The 14,216-nt window shown below is 64.4% G+C and carries 13 protein-coding genes; 5 read left to right on the top strand and 8 right to left on the bottom strand.

Annotation, left to right across the window (positions count from 1 at the left end):
• From BFQ01_RS22650 to BFQ01_RS22660, 3 genes are all read left to right on the top strand, one after another.
• On the top strand, positions 1-628 hold a 628-nt coding region (locus tag BFQ01_RS22650), incomplete at its 5' end, for a sulfite exporter TauE/SafE family protein (RefSeq protein WP_065926980.1).
• Between the two features lie 139 nt (positions 629-767).
• Complete coding sequence (nosP, locus tag BFQ01_RS22655) at positions 768-1,913, top strand: nitric oxide-sensing protein NosP (RefSeq protein ID WP_065926981.1); 1,146 nt, start codon at positions 768-770, stop codon at positions 1,911-1,913.
• Positions 1,855-3,795, top strand: coding sequence for a PAS domain-containing hybrid sensor histidine kinase/response regulator (locus BFQ01_RS22660; RefSeq protein ID WP_065926982.1), 1,941 nt, complete (start codon positions 1,855-1,857; stop codon positions 3,793-3,795). The genes nosP and BFQ01_RS22660 overlap by 59 nt, the downstream gene beginning before the upstream one ends.
• A 341-nt stretch (positions 3,796-4,136) precedes the next feature.
• Here BFQ01_RS22660 and BFQ01_RS22665 read toward each other — a convergent pair whose 3' ends face one another.
• From BFQ01_RS22665 to BFQ01_RS22690, 6 genes are all read right to left on the bottom strand, one after another.
• A complete protein-coding gene (locus tag BFQ01_RS22665) occupies positions 4,137-4,802 on the bottom strand; it encodes a response regulator transcription factor (RefSeq protein ID WP_010209341.1) in 666 nt (221 codons plus the stop codon).
• Between the two features lie 15 nt (positions 4,803-4,817).
• Entirely contained in the window at positions 4,818-5,366 is a 549-nt protein-coding gene (locus BFQ01_RS22670) for a PQQ-dependent catabolism-associated CXXCW motif protein (RefSeq protein ID WP_065926983.1), read from the bottom strand.
• A 107-nt stretch (positions 5,367-5,473) separates the two neighbouring features.
• A complete protein-coding gene (locus BFQ01_RS22675) occupies positions 5,474-6,265 on the bottom strand; it encodes an ABC transporter permease (protein WP_065926984.1) in 792 nt (263 codons plus the stop codon).
• On the bottom strand, positions 6,262-7,002 hold the full coding sequence (locus BFQ01_RS22680; RefSeq protein WP_065926985.1) for an ABC transporter ATP-binding protein: 741 nt from the start codon (positions 7,000-7,002) through the stop codon (positions 6,262-6,264). Before BFQ01_RS22680 ends, BFQ01_RS22675 begins: the two co-directional genes overlap by 4 nt.
• Positions 6,999-7,958 (bottom strand): YVTN family beta-propeller repeat protein, encoded by a 960-nt coding sequence (locus tag BFQ01_RS22685; RefSeq protein WP_065926986.1) that lies wholly within the window; start codon positions 7,956-7,958, stop codon positions 6,999-7,001. The genes BFQ01_RS22680 and BFQ01_RS22685 overlap by 4 nt, the downstream gene beginning before the upstream one ends.
• A 30-nt stretch (positions 7,959-7,988) precedes the next feature.
• Positions 7,989-9,161 (bottom strand): ABC transporter substrate-binding protein, encoded by a 1,173-nt coding sequence (locus BFQ01_RS22690; protein ID WP_065926987.1) that lies wholly within the window; start codon positions 9,159-9,161, stop codon positions 7,989-7,991.
• A gap of 168 nt (positions 9,162-9,329) precedes the next feature.
• Here BFQ01_RS22690 and BFQ01_RS22695 point away from each other — a divergent pair, with 168 nt between their 5' ends.
• Complete coding sequence (locus BFQ01_RS22695; protein WP_065927029.1) at positions 9,330-10,592, top strand: HAMP domain-containing sensor histidine kinase; 1,263 nt, start codon at positions 9,330-9,332, stop codon at positions 10,590-10,592.
• The gene (locus BFQ01_RS22700) at positions 10,589-11,215 is read left to right on the top strand and encodes a response regulator transcription factor (protein ID WP_065926988.1); all 627 of its coding nucleotides are present in this window, start codon (positions 10,589-10,591) and stop codon (positions 11,213-11,215) included. The genes BFQ01_RS22695 and BFQ01_RS22700 overlap by 4 nt, the downstream gene beginning before the upstream one ends.
• A 19-nt stretch (positions 11,216-11,234) precedes the next feature.
• Here the strand turns inward: BFQ01_RS22700 and BFQ01_RS22705 are convergent, their stop codons facing one another.
• Both BFQ01_RS22705 and exaA read right to left on the bottom strand, forming a co-directional pair.
• Positions 11,235-11,882, bottom strand: coding sequence for a pentapeptide repeat-containing protein (locus BFQ01_RS22705; RefSeq protein WP_065926989.1), 648 nt, complete (start codon positions 11,880-11,882; stop codon positions 11,235-11,237).
• Positions 11,883-12,128: 246 nt separating this feature from the next.
• On the bottom strand, positions 12,129-14,021 hold the full coding sequence (gene exaA, locus BFQ01_RS22710; protein WP_074847229.1) for a quinoprotein ethanol dehydrogenase: 1,893 nt from the start codon (positions 14,019-14,021) through the stop codon (positions 12,129-12,131).
• Between the last annotated feature and the right edge of the window lie 195 nt (positions 14,022-14,216).

Below are 14,216 nucleotides of genomic sequence, written 5' to 3' on the forward strand. Positions count from 1 at the left end.
GTTACGTCACGGCCTGGTGCGTTACCGCGCCGCGCTGTTGATCGCGTTGCTCGGCGCGCTGTTTTCGCCGCTGGGGGTGTTTCTCGCCCACCAGTTGCCGGAGCCGGTGCTGATGGGCCTGTTCAGTGCGCTGATGGTGCTGGTGGCCTGGCGCATGTTGCAGCGCGAAAAGCTTGAGGCCGGGCCGAGTGACCATGGCGCGGCGTCCTGGGGCCAGAAGAACTGCATGCTCAACCAGCAGACCGGGCGCCTGGCCTGGACCGCCAAATGCAGCGCCACCCTGGCCGCACTGGGCGCGGTGACGGGGGCAGTCTCGGGGTTACTCGGGGTGGGCGGCGGCTTTTTGATCGTGCCGGCGTTCAAGCAACTCACCGACGTGCAGATGCGCGGCATCGTCGCCACGTCGCTGATGGTGATCAGCCTGATTTCGCTGATCGGCGTGGCCGGCGCGTTCCATGCCGGTGTGCGCATCGAACCCGTGGGCTGGGTGTTTATCGTGGCGAGCATCGTCGGCATGCTGATCGGCCGGCGCCTGTGCTCGGTGATTGCCGCACGCACCTTGCAGGTGGGGTTTGCCAGCCTGTGTGTAGTGGTTGCAGCTGGAATGCTTGTGAACGCTTTGCTGTGAATTTGAAATGCAGTCCAACATTTGAATCTCCCTTGTTTTTGAGCGATTCATCCCATCGCATCCCCCCACCCAGTACCCAAGTAGCATAGGTCCCACCCTCCGCCCTTCGTACACTCATGCCTCAGAGGGGGAGGCAACGATGCATAACAGCGAAGGCGTAGTCAGCGCGATGTCCCAGGCGAGCGATGCCGGGCAGGCCGCCGAGGAGTTGGCGCAGCAACTGTTGCATCCATACCTGGGCTTCGTGCTGTTTTTCTGCTCGGCGTCCTACGACCTGCAGGCCCTGGGCCGCGCCCTGCAGGAGTGTTTCGGCAACGTGCGCGTGGTGGGCTGCACCAGCGCCGGCGAGATCACGCCCCAAGGCTATGGCCGCAATTGCATTACGGCGATGGGCTTCAACCACGCGCACTTTTCCATCGCCACGGAGCTGATCGACCAGGTGGAACACTTCAGCCTGATCGACGCCCAGCAGATGGTCGAACGTCTGGTCGGCGGTTGCCGCAGCAATACCCTGGCGCCGATCAAGGGCAACACCTTCGCCCTGACCCTGCTCGATGGCTTGTCCAGCCGTGAAGAGGTAGTGCTCGCCGCCCTCAGCGCGGCGCTCGGCGACATTCCGCATTTCGGCGGTTCGGCCGGCGACGACAACTTCCTCACCCACACCCACGTGTACTTCAACGGCGCCTTCCACAGCGGCGCGGCGGTGGTGGTGCTGGTCAATACCTGGCTGGATTTCGAGGTGTTCACCACCCACCACATCCTGCCGCGCAGTGAAAAGCTGGTGGTGACCGGCGCCGACAGTCCGTCACGCCGGGTCTTCGAGCTTAACGCCGAACCCGCCGCCGAAGAGTACGCGCGGCATATCGGCGTGGCCGTGGCCGACCTCGACCACCGCGTCTTCGCGGCGCACCCGTTGGCGGTGCGCATCCACGACCAGTACTACGTGCGCGCGATCCAGCAAGTGCACGACGACCTCAGCCTGAGTTTCTACTGCGCGGTGGAAAACGGCATCGTCCTTACCGTGATGAAGCCCGGACCGATCCTGCCAAACCTGCAAACCCTGTTCGACGGCCTGCAAGCGCGCCTTGGCGACCTGCTGTTGACCATCGGCTGCGACTGCTTCCTGCGCCGCCTGGAGTTGGAAGACTCAGGCAATCTGGAACAGATCGGCGGTTTCCTGCGTGACCAGCGGGTGATGGGTTTCAACACCTACGGAGAACAGTTCAATGGCATGCATATCAACCAGACCTTCACCGGGGTCGCCATTGCCCGAGGCCGGCGCTGAACTGCTCGCCCAGGTTGCCCAGCTGCAACAGGACAACCACAAGCTGGCACGGATCAACGCGGCGCTGATCGAGCGCATCGAGTCCGGCATGGCCCAGGGTAATAACCCGTACACCACCTTTCAGCATTCGGTGGTGCTGGCCGAGCAGGTGCGCGAACGCACCGACGCGCTGAACCAGGCGATGGCCGAACTCAAGGCCAGCAACCACTTGCTGATCAACGCCCGGCTGCGCGCCGAAACCCTGCGCGGCGAACAGGCGGCGGCGCAAAAGGCCCAGGAAAGCGAACGCTGGATTCGCCTGATCACCGATAACGTCCCGGCCCTGATCGGCTACCTGAATGCTGACCTGGTCTATGAGTTCACCAACAAAGTCTATGAAGAATGGTATTGCTGGCCGCGCGGCATGATGCTCGGCCAGAGCCTGCGCGAGGTTCACAGCGAGCAGCATTGCCAGCGCCTGGACGCCTACGTCGCCCGCGCCCTGGCCGGGGAGAGCGTGACCTTCGAGTTCGCCGAGACCAACATCAATAACCAGGAGCGCTACATGCTGCGCTCCTATGTGCCGAATATGCTGGCCAGCGGCGAAGTGGTGGGGATCTTCGTGCTGATCCGCGACATCACCGAACGCCGCCGTACCGCCGAAGCCCTGCACCAGGCCTATCAGCACCTGGAGCAGCGCGTGGCCCAGCGCACCTCGGAACTCACCGCGCTTAACGACCAGTTATTGCAGGAGATCGACGAGCGCCGGCGCATGGAGGCGCGCCTGCGTGAAGCCAAACTGGAGGCGGAACAGGCCAACCTGTCGAAAACCAAATTCCTCGCCGCCGTCAGCCATGACCTGTTGCAGCCGCTGAACGCGGCGCGCCTGTTTACCAGCGCACTGCTGGAGCGGCCCAGCGAAACGTTGGTGCGCAACGTGAGCAACTCCCTGGAAGACGTGGAAAACCTGCTGGGTACCCTGGTGGATATCTCCAAGCTGGATGCCGGGGTGATCAAGGCCGACATCGCGCCGTTTGCCCTGAGTGAGTTGCTCGACAACCTGGCCGCCGAGTACACCGAATTGGCCCGCAGCGAGGGCCTGGAATTGCATTTTGTCGGCTGTTCGGCACTGGTGCGCAGCGATATTCAGTTGCTGGCGCGGATTCTGCGCAACCTGCTGAGCAATGCGATTCGCTACACCTACAAGGGGCGTGTGGTGCTGGGCTGTCGCCGCCAGCATCAGCGTTTGTCGATCCAGGTGTGGGACAGCGGCATGGGCATCGCCGAGGAGCGGTTGGAGGAAATTTTCCAGGAATTCAAGCGCGGCGATGTGCAGCGGCCCGACCAGGACCGGGGGTTGGGCCTGGGGCTGGCGATCGTGGAAAAGATCGCCGGGATCCTGGGGCATCGCGTCAGCGTCAAATCCTGGCCGGGCAAGGGCTCGATGTTCTCGGTGGAGGTGCCGTTGAGCGCCACCGCGCCCAAGTCGCTGCCAATGCTGGCCATGAGCGAGCCGATGCTCGAACGCCTGCAAGGCGCGCGGGTGTGGGTGCTGGATAACGACGCGGCGATCTGCGCGGGCATGCGCACCTTACTGGAAGGCTGGGGCTGCCAGGTGATCACCGCGTTGTCGGAGCAGGACCTGGCGCGGCAGGTGGACAACTACCATGCCGAAGCCGATTTGCTGATCGCCGACTACCACCTCGACGACGACCAGAACGGCGTCGACGCCGTCGCCCGCATCAATGGGCGCCGCGGCCGCGCGATACCGGCGCTGATGATCACCGCCAACTACAGCAATGAACTCAAGCTGCAAATTCGCGAGTTGGGGCACACGCTGATGCACAAGCCGGTACGCCCGATGAAACTCAAGACCGCCATGAGCCACCTGCTCGGCAAATGAACGCGAAATACCCACAAGTGGAGATCAAAATGTGGGAGGGGGCTTGCTCCCGATAGCGGTGGGTCAGTCGACATCATGACTGACTGATGCACCGCCATCGGGAGCAAGCCCCCTCCCACATTTGAGCAGTGTTGTGCCTGGAAGATTGGCGGCGCAGGTACGTCCGATGAAGCTCAAGACTGCCATGAGCCACCTGCTCGGCGGGCCCTGACAAACGGAGAACCAATGTGGGAGGGGGCTTGCTCCCGATAGCGGTGGGTCAGTCGACATCATAACGGACTGATACACCGCCATGGGGAGCAAGCCCCCTCCCACCTTTGATTTGTGTTGTGTCAGACGGGTCAGCGGCGCAGGTACGAGCCGAAATCGATATCCCCGGCACTGAGGATCGCCTGCACCCGGTTATGCACATTCAATTTGCGCAGGATCGCCGACACATGGGCCTTCACCGTGGTCTCGGCAATCTCCAGGGTGTAGGCGATCTGCTTGTTCGACTCGCCCTTGGTCATGCGCTCCAGCACCAGCAACTGCTTGCGCGTCAGGGCTTGCAGCAGTTCGGGGGCGAAGCCGGGGTTTTCGTTGAGGCGCCGGTGGGTGCCGGGCTTCTGGGTGCGGATGATGTCCGGCGGCAGGTACACGTTGCCGTTGAGAATCTGCTGGATCGCCTCGGTCATTTGCAGGCGCGGCGAGGACTTGGTGATAAAGCCCACGGCGCCGTAAGTGATGGCTTGCAGCACGACCTGCTTGTCCTGCTCGGCCGAGACGATCACCACCGGAATGGTCGGCGCCTCGTTGCGCAGGTTGATCAGGCCATTGAGGCCATGCATGCCGGGCATGTTCAGGTCGAGCAGGATCAGGTCGAGGTCGTCGTGTTCCTGGGTCAATGCCAGGGCGCTGTCGAGGTCGGCGGTTTCCATCACTTCGCTGCCGGGGAAGCCGTCGCTGATGACGTTATGGATCGCTTCGCGAAACAGTGGGTGATCGTCGGCAATCAGGATTTTGTACATGGCCGTTCACCTTTCTTATTGTGAGGTTTGAAATGGCTCGGGTTGGGCGACCGTCACCGGCAGCTTCGCCGCTTCCCAGGCATCCAGGCCGTCGCGATACCAGTACACAGAGGTATAGCCGAGGTTGGCGGCACGTTTTACCGCGTTCCAACTCAGCCAGCAATCGGAGCGGCAATAGAAGACCAACGGTCGCTTGAGGTCGCCGCCGCTGTAGGCATACAAGTGGCGCACGAAATAGCTTTGCCACTCCGGCGTCAGGTCGCCGTCGCCGGTATTGGCCAGCCAGTGGCTGCCGGGCAGGTTGGCGTGGGGCTGGTCTTCGATGAAACGGCCTTGCAGCCACTGGCGGCGGTACACATCGATCAGCACTGGCGCCGGGCTTTGATTGAGCAGGGTTTGCAGGGCTGCGGTATCGACAATCGTGGCGCCTGGCAGGTGGTCGGGCGTAGGGCTGCGGTACAGGCTGATGCGGTAGCCGTCGGCGGAAAACAGCGGGGTGTCGGCCTGGACGTGGGCGACGAACAGGCACAGCAGCGCCAATAGAGGCAGTCGGGCAGGCAGCATGGCAGGGCAATCCTTATCGTTATGCGCGCATTACACGTGAGTCCCGAGCCCTTGGGAATGCGACGATAGACAGGAAAACCAGTACCAAAGTAGTAGTTTTGCCGCCTTCAGCCCTTTTTGCGCAGCGCCGCATGCTGGGGATTGAAGGTCAGCACCGCCAACACCGCGAACAGCACGGTCAAGCCCAGGCACACCGCCAGGGCCAGGCCGGCGAAGCGTTCGTACAGGGCAAAGCGCACCAGCTCCACGGCGTGGGTAAACGGGTTGATCGCGCACAGCCAGTACAGCCATTCACTGGAGTCGCGCATCTTCCACAGCGGGTACAGCGCCGATGACAGGAAAAACAGCGGGAAGATCACGAAGTTCATCACCCCGGCAAAGTTCTCCAGCTGGCGAATCGCATTCGACAGCAGCAGGCCCAGGGCACTCAACATCAAGGCCACCAGCAGCAACGCCGGCAGGGCGACGACCAGCCCCATGGCCGGCGGTTGCACGCCGTACACCCAGGCGATCGCCAGGAACCCATACACCTGCAACAGCGAAATCAGCGCGGTGGCCAACAACTTGCTGCACAGCAAGAATGTGCGCGGCAGCGGGCTGGTCAGCAGCACGCGCATGCTGCCCATCTCGCGGTCGTAGACCATCGACAGCGAGCCTTGCATGCCGTTGAACAGCAGGATCATGCAGGCCAGCCCCGGGACGATGTACACCTCGTAGGGGATGTAGGTGTCGTAGGGTTCGATTACCGAGATGCCCAGCGCGGCGCGGAACCCGGCGGCGAACACCAGCAGCCACAGCAATGGGCGCACCAGCGCACTGAGAAACCGCGTGCGCTGCAACACAAAGCGCAGCCACTCGCGCAGCACGATGCCGCGCAGGCATTGCCAGTAAGCGTTCATGCCGCCGCTCCCGTCGTGGTGGGGCGAGTCAAGTGCGCGAACACGCTGCCCAGATCGCCGCCTTGCTGCGCGATCAAGGCAGCGACTTGCCCACTGGCCACCAGGCGGCCCTGATGCAGGATCATCAACCCATCGTCGGCCTGTACTTCGTCGAGCAGGTGGGTGGTCCACAACACGCTGATGCCCTGTTCGATGCACAGGCTGCGCACGTGCTGGTTCAGCGCCAGGCGGCTGGCCGGGTCGAGGCCGACGCTGGCCTCATCCAACAGCAGCAGGCGCGGCTCATGCAGCAACGCCCGGGCGATTTCCACCCGGCGCCGATGCCCGCCGTTCAGTTCGCGAACTTTTTCCCGGCGCCGTTCGGTGAGGGTCTGGCGGGCCAGTTCGGCGGCGACGCGCAGGTCGGTCTGGCGCCGCGATAAACCATGCAGCGCGGCGTGGTAGCGCAGGTTCTGTTCCACGCTTAAATCCAGGTCCAGGGTGCTTTGCTGGAACACCACACCCAGCTGGGTGAGGGCTGCACGCGGCGCCTCACGCAGGGAATGACCGCCCACGCGAATATCGCCGCTTTGCAGGTCATACAGCCGCGTGAGCAGGGCGATCAAGGTGGATTTGCCGGCGCCATTGGGCCCCAGCAGCGCCGCAAAGCGCCCTGGTGTCAGGCTGAAACTCACCTCGCACAAGGCCTGCCGTGCGCCATAGGCGAAGTTCAGGTCGCGCACCTCCAGGGCGTTCATGGCGTGACCACCACGCCCCACGGATAACGCCCGACCTTCACCGACTTGATCACCTTGAGGCTGTCCACATCGATCACCGACACATCACCGCTTACGCCGTTGGTGGCCAGCAACTGTTTCTCGTCCGGGGTAAATGCCATCTGCCACACGCGGCGGCCCACCAACAGGTAGTCGATGACCTCGAAGGTCTTGGCGTCGATCACGGCCACATGGTTGGCCGGGCCGAGGGCGACAAAGCCGTACTTGCCGTCGGCGCTGAGCTTGATGCCGACCGGCTGGACTTTGTCCGGGTGCACGCCCTTGATCTTGAAGGTCAAGGTCTTGAGGATCGCGCGGCTGGCCACGTCGAGGATGGTCACGGTGCCGCCGATTTCCGCCGAGGCCCACAGCTGCGAGCCATCGTGGTTGAACTCGACGAAACGCGGGCGCTGGTCCACCAGGGTGCTGTCGGCCAGGGTCTGGGTGCTGGTGTCGATCCAGTGCAGCATGTTGGTGGTTTCGCTGGTGTTCACCGCCCACTTGCCATCCGGGCTCACGGCCATGCCTTCGGGTTCGACGCCGACGTTGATCTGGCCGAGCACCTTGGAGGTCTCGGTGTCGATCACGGTGACCAGCGCATCGTCTTCGTTGGACACGTACAGCCAGCGGTTATTGGGGTGCAGGGCGAACTGCTCGGGGTCTTTGCCGGAGGGCAGTTCCTTGATGATCCTGCGCGTGGCCACGTCCATCACCTGGACGCGGTCCGAGTCGCTGGCGCAGATGTACAGCAGCTTGTTGTCATGGGACAGCAGCAAGCCTCGCGGACGCTGGCCGACCTTGAGGGTGTCGGTGACTTGCAGGGTCTGCATGTCGATCAGGCTCAGGCTGTTGTCTTTCTCGTTGGAGACCCAGGCGGTACTGGCCACGGCGTGCCCGGCGGCAAGCAGCAGGGCGCATGGGAGCAGGGTGCGGCGCATGGCGGATTCCTTATTATTGTGGGTAGGCGATCAAGGGAAGCGGCAGGTCACCTCGGGTTTGTCATAGCCCAGGCTGTCCATTTCGTTGGTGGGGTGCAGGAAGCCGTCCTGGGGCGAGGTGCTGACCAGCGCGCGGGGCTGCACGATGGGAATCGGCTGGCGCAGTTGGCCGTTCCAGGGGCGGTAACTGAGCTTGCGGCCCTTGAACCCGTCCAGGGGCAGTTGCTCGCTGATTTCCACTTGGCGGATCGCCATGGGCTCGACCTGGCGCAACTTGCTCACTGCACTGGCGACGCTGCGCACGGCCATCCAGGAGGCGAAGTCGCGGTCGTTCATCCAGCGCCCGGCCAGGGCCTCGAAGCGTTTCTGCAATTGGGCGGCGCCGTAGGTCTCGACGGTTTTGTGCCAGCCGGTGGGCGTCAGGCCCTGGGTGCCGGCGACGGGGCGCGGGTACCAGGTCTGGTAGGGCACGTACTCGCCGAAGTCGCCGCGCTCGTCGGCCACCAGCACCACGTCGTATTCGGCGGTCTGGGTGAACAGCGGCATATCCGCCTGGGCGCTGCGGCGTTGGTCGTTATCGAAGCGCCAGGCCTTTTCCGCCACCAGCTGCACGCCGAAGCGTTTGGCGGCGCGACGCAGGGCGGCGGCGTAGGCCTGGTCATCCTCGGTGGGGCCGACGATCAGCAGCGCTTTCTGCCATTTGCGCACTACCAGGAACTGCGCCAGGGCATCGGCGAGCATCGCGCGGCTGGGCAGGGTATGCAGCACGTTGCCCAGGCAGTCGCTGCTGCGCAGTCGGTCATCCGGGCTGCCGGCATTGAACAGCAGGCTGTCGGGCAGGGCTGCGCTGAGTTGGCGCAGGCTGGCGGCGGGTGCGTTGATCACGAACAGGCGCAGGCCCTGGGCATGCTGGGCCTGGGCGGCGGCGAGCAGGGCGTCCGGGGTGTCCACCGTGGCGGTCGTCAGGCTGTAGCGCTGGTTGAGAAAGGCGCCAGTGCTGTTGCTGTCGATGATCGCCAGTTCAGCGCCACGCTGCCCGGCATCGGCGGGCTCGGGAATCACATTCGACAGCAGCGGGCCCGGATCGGGCCGATAACCCAGGTAGCCGATCTGCACCTGCAAGGGCGCTTCAGCGGCCTGGCCGGTGGCGGCCCAGGCGATCGCCAGCAGGCAGATCACGGCGTAGGGGGCGAGCTGGCGCATAGGGCACTCCATGACAGGTAGCGCCAGCATAGGAACCCTGAACGTCGCTGCAAATATGCAGAAAGTAGCGCTGGGGCAGTACCAAGGTAGTAGCCCCGGGCGCGCCGTGGGGTTTTAGCATGGAGCACCACGGGCTCTATCCACAGGAGTGACACCAGCATGCGCGTCTTGTCGGCCTTGTGGCGCATCAACCTATGGGTGTGCGGCTTCTTCATCCTGGTGACCTGCGCCTGCACCGCGCTGTTGCTGCACCAGGCCCTGGCCGACGTGGAGCGCGAGCTGCAATCGGCCGAAGCGGTGGTGCACTACCTGAGCGAAACCGCCGCGCGCGACCCGGCCAGCCTGCAACCCCACCTCACCGCGAGTTTGCGCCATGTCCGCGTGCACTGGCTGGCGAGCGGCGACACCGTGCAAGCGCCGGACGCGGACGGGCTGGACGCCTGGCTCGGGCAGCTATTGTTTGCCGAGGCGCGGCGCAGTGCCCAGGTGCTGGACTTGCCGGACGGCCGGCGTGTGTCCATCGCTGTCGACCCACGGGATGAAATCGACGAGGTCTGGGACTCCCTGCAACAACTGCTGGGCCTGTGCGCCCTGGCCCTGGCCCTGAGCCTGTTGACCATCCGCTGGGCGGTGCGCCGGGGCATGGGCGTGCTGGATGAATTGCTGCGTGCGCTGCAACAGGTGTGCGCCGGCCAGCTCAATGTGCGCCTGCGCAGCCAAGGCGCGCCGGAAGCACGCCAACTGGCGCTGCACTTCAACCGCATGACCGACGCCCTGGAGCAGGCGCGCACCGATAACACCCGGCTTACCCAAACCCTGCTGGCGGTGCAGGAGCGGGAACGCACCCACCTGGCCCAGACCCTGCACGATGACCTCGGCCAATACCTGGCCGGCATTCGCGCCCAGGCCTGCCTGTTGCGCCTGGCCACCGACCAGCCGCACCTGCTGGCGCCCACGGTGACGCAACTCGAGGATCACTGCGAGCACTTGCAGCGAGGCTTCCGGGCACTGGTCCACGACCTTTATCCGGTGGCCCTGCAACACCTGCCGATGGCCGAGGCGTTTGCGCTGCTGGTCACCCAGTGGCAGGCCAGCCACGGCATTCCCTGCCACCTGCAGGTCAGCACCGACCTGCCGCTGTTGCCCGGCGCCAGCAAGACCCATCTGTACCGCCTGCTCCAGGAAGCCCTGACCAACATCCTGCGGCATGCCGACGCCAGCCAGGTGCACGTGCGCCTGCAACATCGCGGTTCGCGCCTGCGCCTGTGGGTGCGCGATAACGGTCGCGGCGCAGACACGCCCCAGCGGCCCGGCGTGGGCCTGTATTCGATGGCCGAACGCGCCCGCTGCCTGGGCGGCGAATTGAAGATCATCAGCCACCCCGGCGCCGGCTGGGCATTGGCGTTGAACATGCCGTTGGAGGCCTCATGAATATTCTGTTGGTGGATGACCACGCGGTGGTACGCCAGGGCTATGCCAGCCTGTTGCGTGCGCTGCTGCCGGCCGTTGAAGTGCGCGAGGCGGCCAGTGGCGAAGAGGCGTTGAGCCGGGTCCAGGAAGCGCTGCCGCACCTGGTGATCATGGACTTCGGCCTGCCGGGCATCAGCGGCCTGGAAACCACCCGGCGCCTGCGCCAGCGCCTGCCGCACCTGCGCGTGCTGTTTTTCAGCATGCACGACGAGTTGCCCCTGGTGCGCCAGGCCCTGGAGGCGGGCGCCTCGGGCTACCTGACCAAAACCTCGGCACCCGAGGTGTTGATCGAAGCGGTGCGGCGCATCCTCGACGGCCACGCCTATATCGAACAGGCCCTGGCCACTGAACTGGCCTATACGCCCGGTGATCAACGTTTGCAGGGCATGACCCCGCGCGAGCTGGAAATCTTCCTGATGCTGGCCAGGGGCACGCCGCCCCGAGCGATTGCCGACCAGTTGAATATCAGCAGCAAGACCGTGTCCAATCACCTGACCTTGCTCAAGAGCAAATTGCAGGTGAGTTCCCATGCCGAGCTGGTGCACCTGGGGATCGACATGGGGGTGGTGCGGGTGGTTGGGTAACCGGGTGTGCGCGGGGGTTCTAGCGATCCCAGGTGGTGGGGCAGTCGATGCAGCCTTCCATATTGGCATCCTGGAAGTTCGCGTAGTGCTGGCGGCTGCCGGTGAGGGTGGCCTGTTCCAGGTTGCTCTCGCCGAGCTTGGCTTCCTGCAGGTTGGCATCGCTGAGGTCGGCACCTTGCAGGTCGGCCTTGCTCAGCCAGGTCATTTCCAGGTCGGCCGCACGCAGGTTGGCCTTGTGCATTTTCGCCCCGGACAGCCGCGCAAATTGCAGGTAGGCCGCGCTGAGGTTGGCGTTTTCGAACTGTGCGCCCTGGGCGAACAGGCCCCAACCCTGGATCGCCATCAACGTGGCGCCGCTGAAGTCGGCCAGGCGCAGGTTGGCCTGTTGCAGGCTGGCGCGGGTCAGGTTGGCGCCTTGCAGTCGGGCTTTTTCCAGGTTGGCCAGGTCGAGGTTGGCATGGCGCAGATCCGCCTCGCGCAGGTCGGCGCCGGCCAGGTTCATCTTGCTCAAGTCCTGGTTGCGCAAGTTGGCGCCCTTGAGGTTGGCGCCAGGGCATTGGCTGTGTTCGGCGATGGTGCAGCCGTTGATGATCAGCGGCGCATCGTCGCCATCCTCGGCGTGGGCCACGGGCAGGCAGAGCAGGAGTAACAAGGGCAGGTAGTTCATCGTGCGACCTCTGGGGATCCTGTGGTAAGCGGGCTTGCTGTGGTGAGTGGGCTTGCTGTGGTGAGCGGGCTTGCTGTGGTGAGCGGGCTTGCCCCGCGCTGGGCTGCGAAGCGGCCCCGGCATTCCTCCAGCACCACCGTGCGCTCAGGTTCTACGACTGCTGCGCAGCCGAGCGCGGGGCAAGCCCGCTCACCACAAGGGAAGAAGCCGCCTGCTGCAAAAAGCGGCCCGGCATTCTCGCGGGGGTTATTTTTGCGCGGTCTTTTGATCCCAGCTCGGGATCTTGAACACCCAGAACGACCCGCCTTGTGCCACCGGCTTGGTCAGCTCCGCCATGTCGCCGCCCCACAATGGCACCGCGCCGCCGTAGCCGACGGTGACGCCGACATACTGCTCGCCATCCTGCTCCCAGGTGATCGGCGGCGAGACGATGCCGCTGCCGGTCTGGAACTTCCACAGCTCCTTGCCGGTTTTCGCGTCGAAGGCCTTGAAGAAACCGTCGCCTGTACCGGTAAACACCAGGTTGCCCTTGGTCGCCAACACGCCGGCCCACAGCGGCAAGGCTTCCTTGTGCTCCCACACCACCTTGCCGGTGGTCGGGTTCATTGCCCGCAGGGTGCCGACGTGGTCGTCATACATGCGCTTGATGCGAAAACCCATGCCCAGGTACGCCGAGCCCTTCTTGTAGTTGACCTCTTCGGTCCAGTATTCCTCTTTCCACTGGTTGCCCGGAATGTAGAACAGGCCGGTGTCCTGGCTGTAGGCCATGGGGTTCCAATTCTTGCCCCCCAGGAACGGCGGCGAGACCTCCACCGGTTTGCCTTTGGTTTCACCCGGCAAGGGCTTGGCCGGGCGCTGGCCTTCGTTCTCCACCGGACGCCCGGTCTTCAGATCGATATGGCTGGCCCAGGTGATGTTGTCGACGAAGGGGAAGGCGTTCTGCAGCTTGCCGTTGTTGCGGTCTACCACGTAGAAGAAACCGTTGCGGTCGGCGTGACCGGTGGCCTTGACCACTTTGCCGTCCTTGTCCTTGTAGTCGAACAGCACCAGCTCGTTGTTGCCGGAGAAGTCCCAGGCGTCGTTCGGGGTGTGCTGGTAGAACCACTTCACTTCGCCGGTGCTCGGGTCGACGCCGACCTGGCCCGAGGTGTAGAGGCTGTCGAAGTCGTGGGGGTTGCCGTCCTTGGCGGTGCGCGCCCAGGTGTTCCACGGGCCAGGGTTGCCGGCGCCGACGATGATCGTGTTGGTCTCGGCATCGAAGCTTGCGCTCTGCCAAGGGGCGCCGCCGCCGTGGCTCCAGGCCTCGACCTTGCCGGTTGCGGTGGTCGGGTCATCCGGCCACGAAGGCGCCTTGACGTCGCCGGTGGTGGTGCTGTCCTTGCCGTTGAGGCGGCCCATATGGCCTTCCACGAACGGGCGCATCCACACTTCTTCCCCGGTGTCCGGGTCGCGGGCAAACAGCTGGCCGACCACGCCGAACTCATCGCCGGAGCTGCCGTGGATCAGCAGCACCTTGCCGCTGACCTTGTCTTTGATCAGCACCGGGGCGCCGGTCATGGTGTAGCCGGCGGCGTGGTCGCCGAACTTCTTGTTCCACACCACTTTGCCGGTGTGCTTGTCGAGGGCGATCAGGCGCGCGTCGAGGGTGCCGAAGTAGATCTTGTCGCCGAAGATCGCCGCACCACGGTTGACCACGTCGCAGCATGGGCGAATGTTGTCGGGCAGGCGGTGGTTGTAGGTCCACAGGCGCTTGCCGGTCTTGGCGTCGAGGGCGAACACGCGGGAATAGGAGCCGGTGACGTAGACCACGCCGTCGCTGACGATGGCCTGGGATTCCTGGCCGCGTTGCTTCTCATCGCCGAACGAGTAGGACCAGGCCGGGGTGAGCTTGAACACGTTCTTGTCGTTGACCTGGGCCAGCGGGCTCCAGCGCTGGGCGTTGGTGCCCATGCCGTATTGCAGCACGTCCTGGGTAGTCAGGTGGTCGTTGGCGATGTCTTCCCAGGTGACGTTGTGCGTCGGCTTGGCGGGTTCGGCGGCGGCAAACGTTGCCGCACTGAGGGACAGGCTGCCCACCAGCACGAAGGCTTGCACGGCAAGGCTTAAAGGTGAGCGGGCGGGTAGCGATCTTATTGTCATGGTTGCAGTTCCCAGTGGAGGTTTTGGCCTGCACAGGGTGGAACGCCGGGGCGCCGGGCGGATACGGAAAAACTCCCGCTGTGGCCGGGAAGACTTCCCGAGGCGCCGCTGTTTTAGGCGTGCCCCACAAGCCCTACTACCAAGGGAGGAGAGGGCGGCCACCAAAGCAGCATACGGCCTATGTCCCGGGGTTTC

The organism is Pseudomonas sp. 8 R 14 (assembly GCF_900005955.1).
Taxonomy (GTDB): domain Bacteria; phylum Pseudomonadota; class Gammaproteobacteria; order Pseudomonadales; family Pseudomonadaceae; genus Aquipseudomonas; species Aquipseudomonas marginalis.

What these genes read in the sequence shown, in the direction of transcription:
- BFQ01_RS22680 (WP_065926985.1), bottom strand. Translation starts at nt 7,002, where the DNA reads ATGAACGCCCTGGAGGTGCGCGACCTGAACTTCGCCTATGGCGCACGG.
- nosP (WP_065926981.1), top strand. Translation starts at nt 768, where the DNA reads ATGCATAACAGCGAAGGCGTAGTCAGCGCGATGTCCCAGGCGAGCGAT.
- BFQ01_RS22705 (WP_065926989.1), bottom strand. Translation starts at nt 11,882, where the DNA reads ATGAACTACCTGCCCTTGTTACTCCTGCTCTGCCTGCCCGTGGCCCAC.
- BFQ01_RS22670 (WP_065926983.1), bottom strand. Translation starts at nt 5,366, where the DNA reads ATGCTGCCTGCCCGACTGCCTCTATTGGCGCTGCTGTGCCTGTTCGTC.
- BFQ01_RS22690 (WP_065926987.1), bottom strand. Translation starts at nt 9,161, where the DNA reads ATGCGCCAGCTCGCCCCCTACGCCGTGATCTGCCTGCTGGCGATCGCC.
- BFQ01_RS22660 (WP_065926982.1), top strand. Translation starts at nt 1,855, where the DNA reads ATGGCATGCATATCAACCAGACCTTCACCGGGGTCGCCATTGCCCGAG.
- BFQ01_RS22685 (WP_065926986.1), bottom strand. Translation starts at nt 7,958, where the DNA reads ATGCGCCGCACCCTGCTCCCATGCGCCCTGCTGCTTGCCGCCGGGCAC.
- BFQ01_RS22675 (WP_065926984.1), bottom strand. Translation starts at nt 6,265, where the DNA reads ATGAACGCTTACTGGCAATGCCTGCGCGGCATCGTGCTGCGCGAGTGG.
- BFQ01_RS22665 (WP_010209341.1), bottom strand. Translation starts at nt 4,802, where the DNA reads ATGTACAAAATCCTGATTGCCGACGATCACCCACTGTTTCGCGAAGCG.
- exaA (WP_074847229.1), bottom strand. Translation starts at nt 14,021, where the DNA reads ATGACAATAAGATCGCTACCCGCCCGCTCACCTTTAAGCCTTGCCGTG.
- BFQ01_RS22700 (WP_065926988.1), top strand. Translation starts at nt 10,589, where the DNA reads ATGAATATTCTGTTGGTGGATGACCACGCGGTGGTACGCCAGGGCTAT.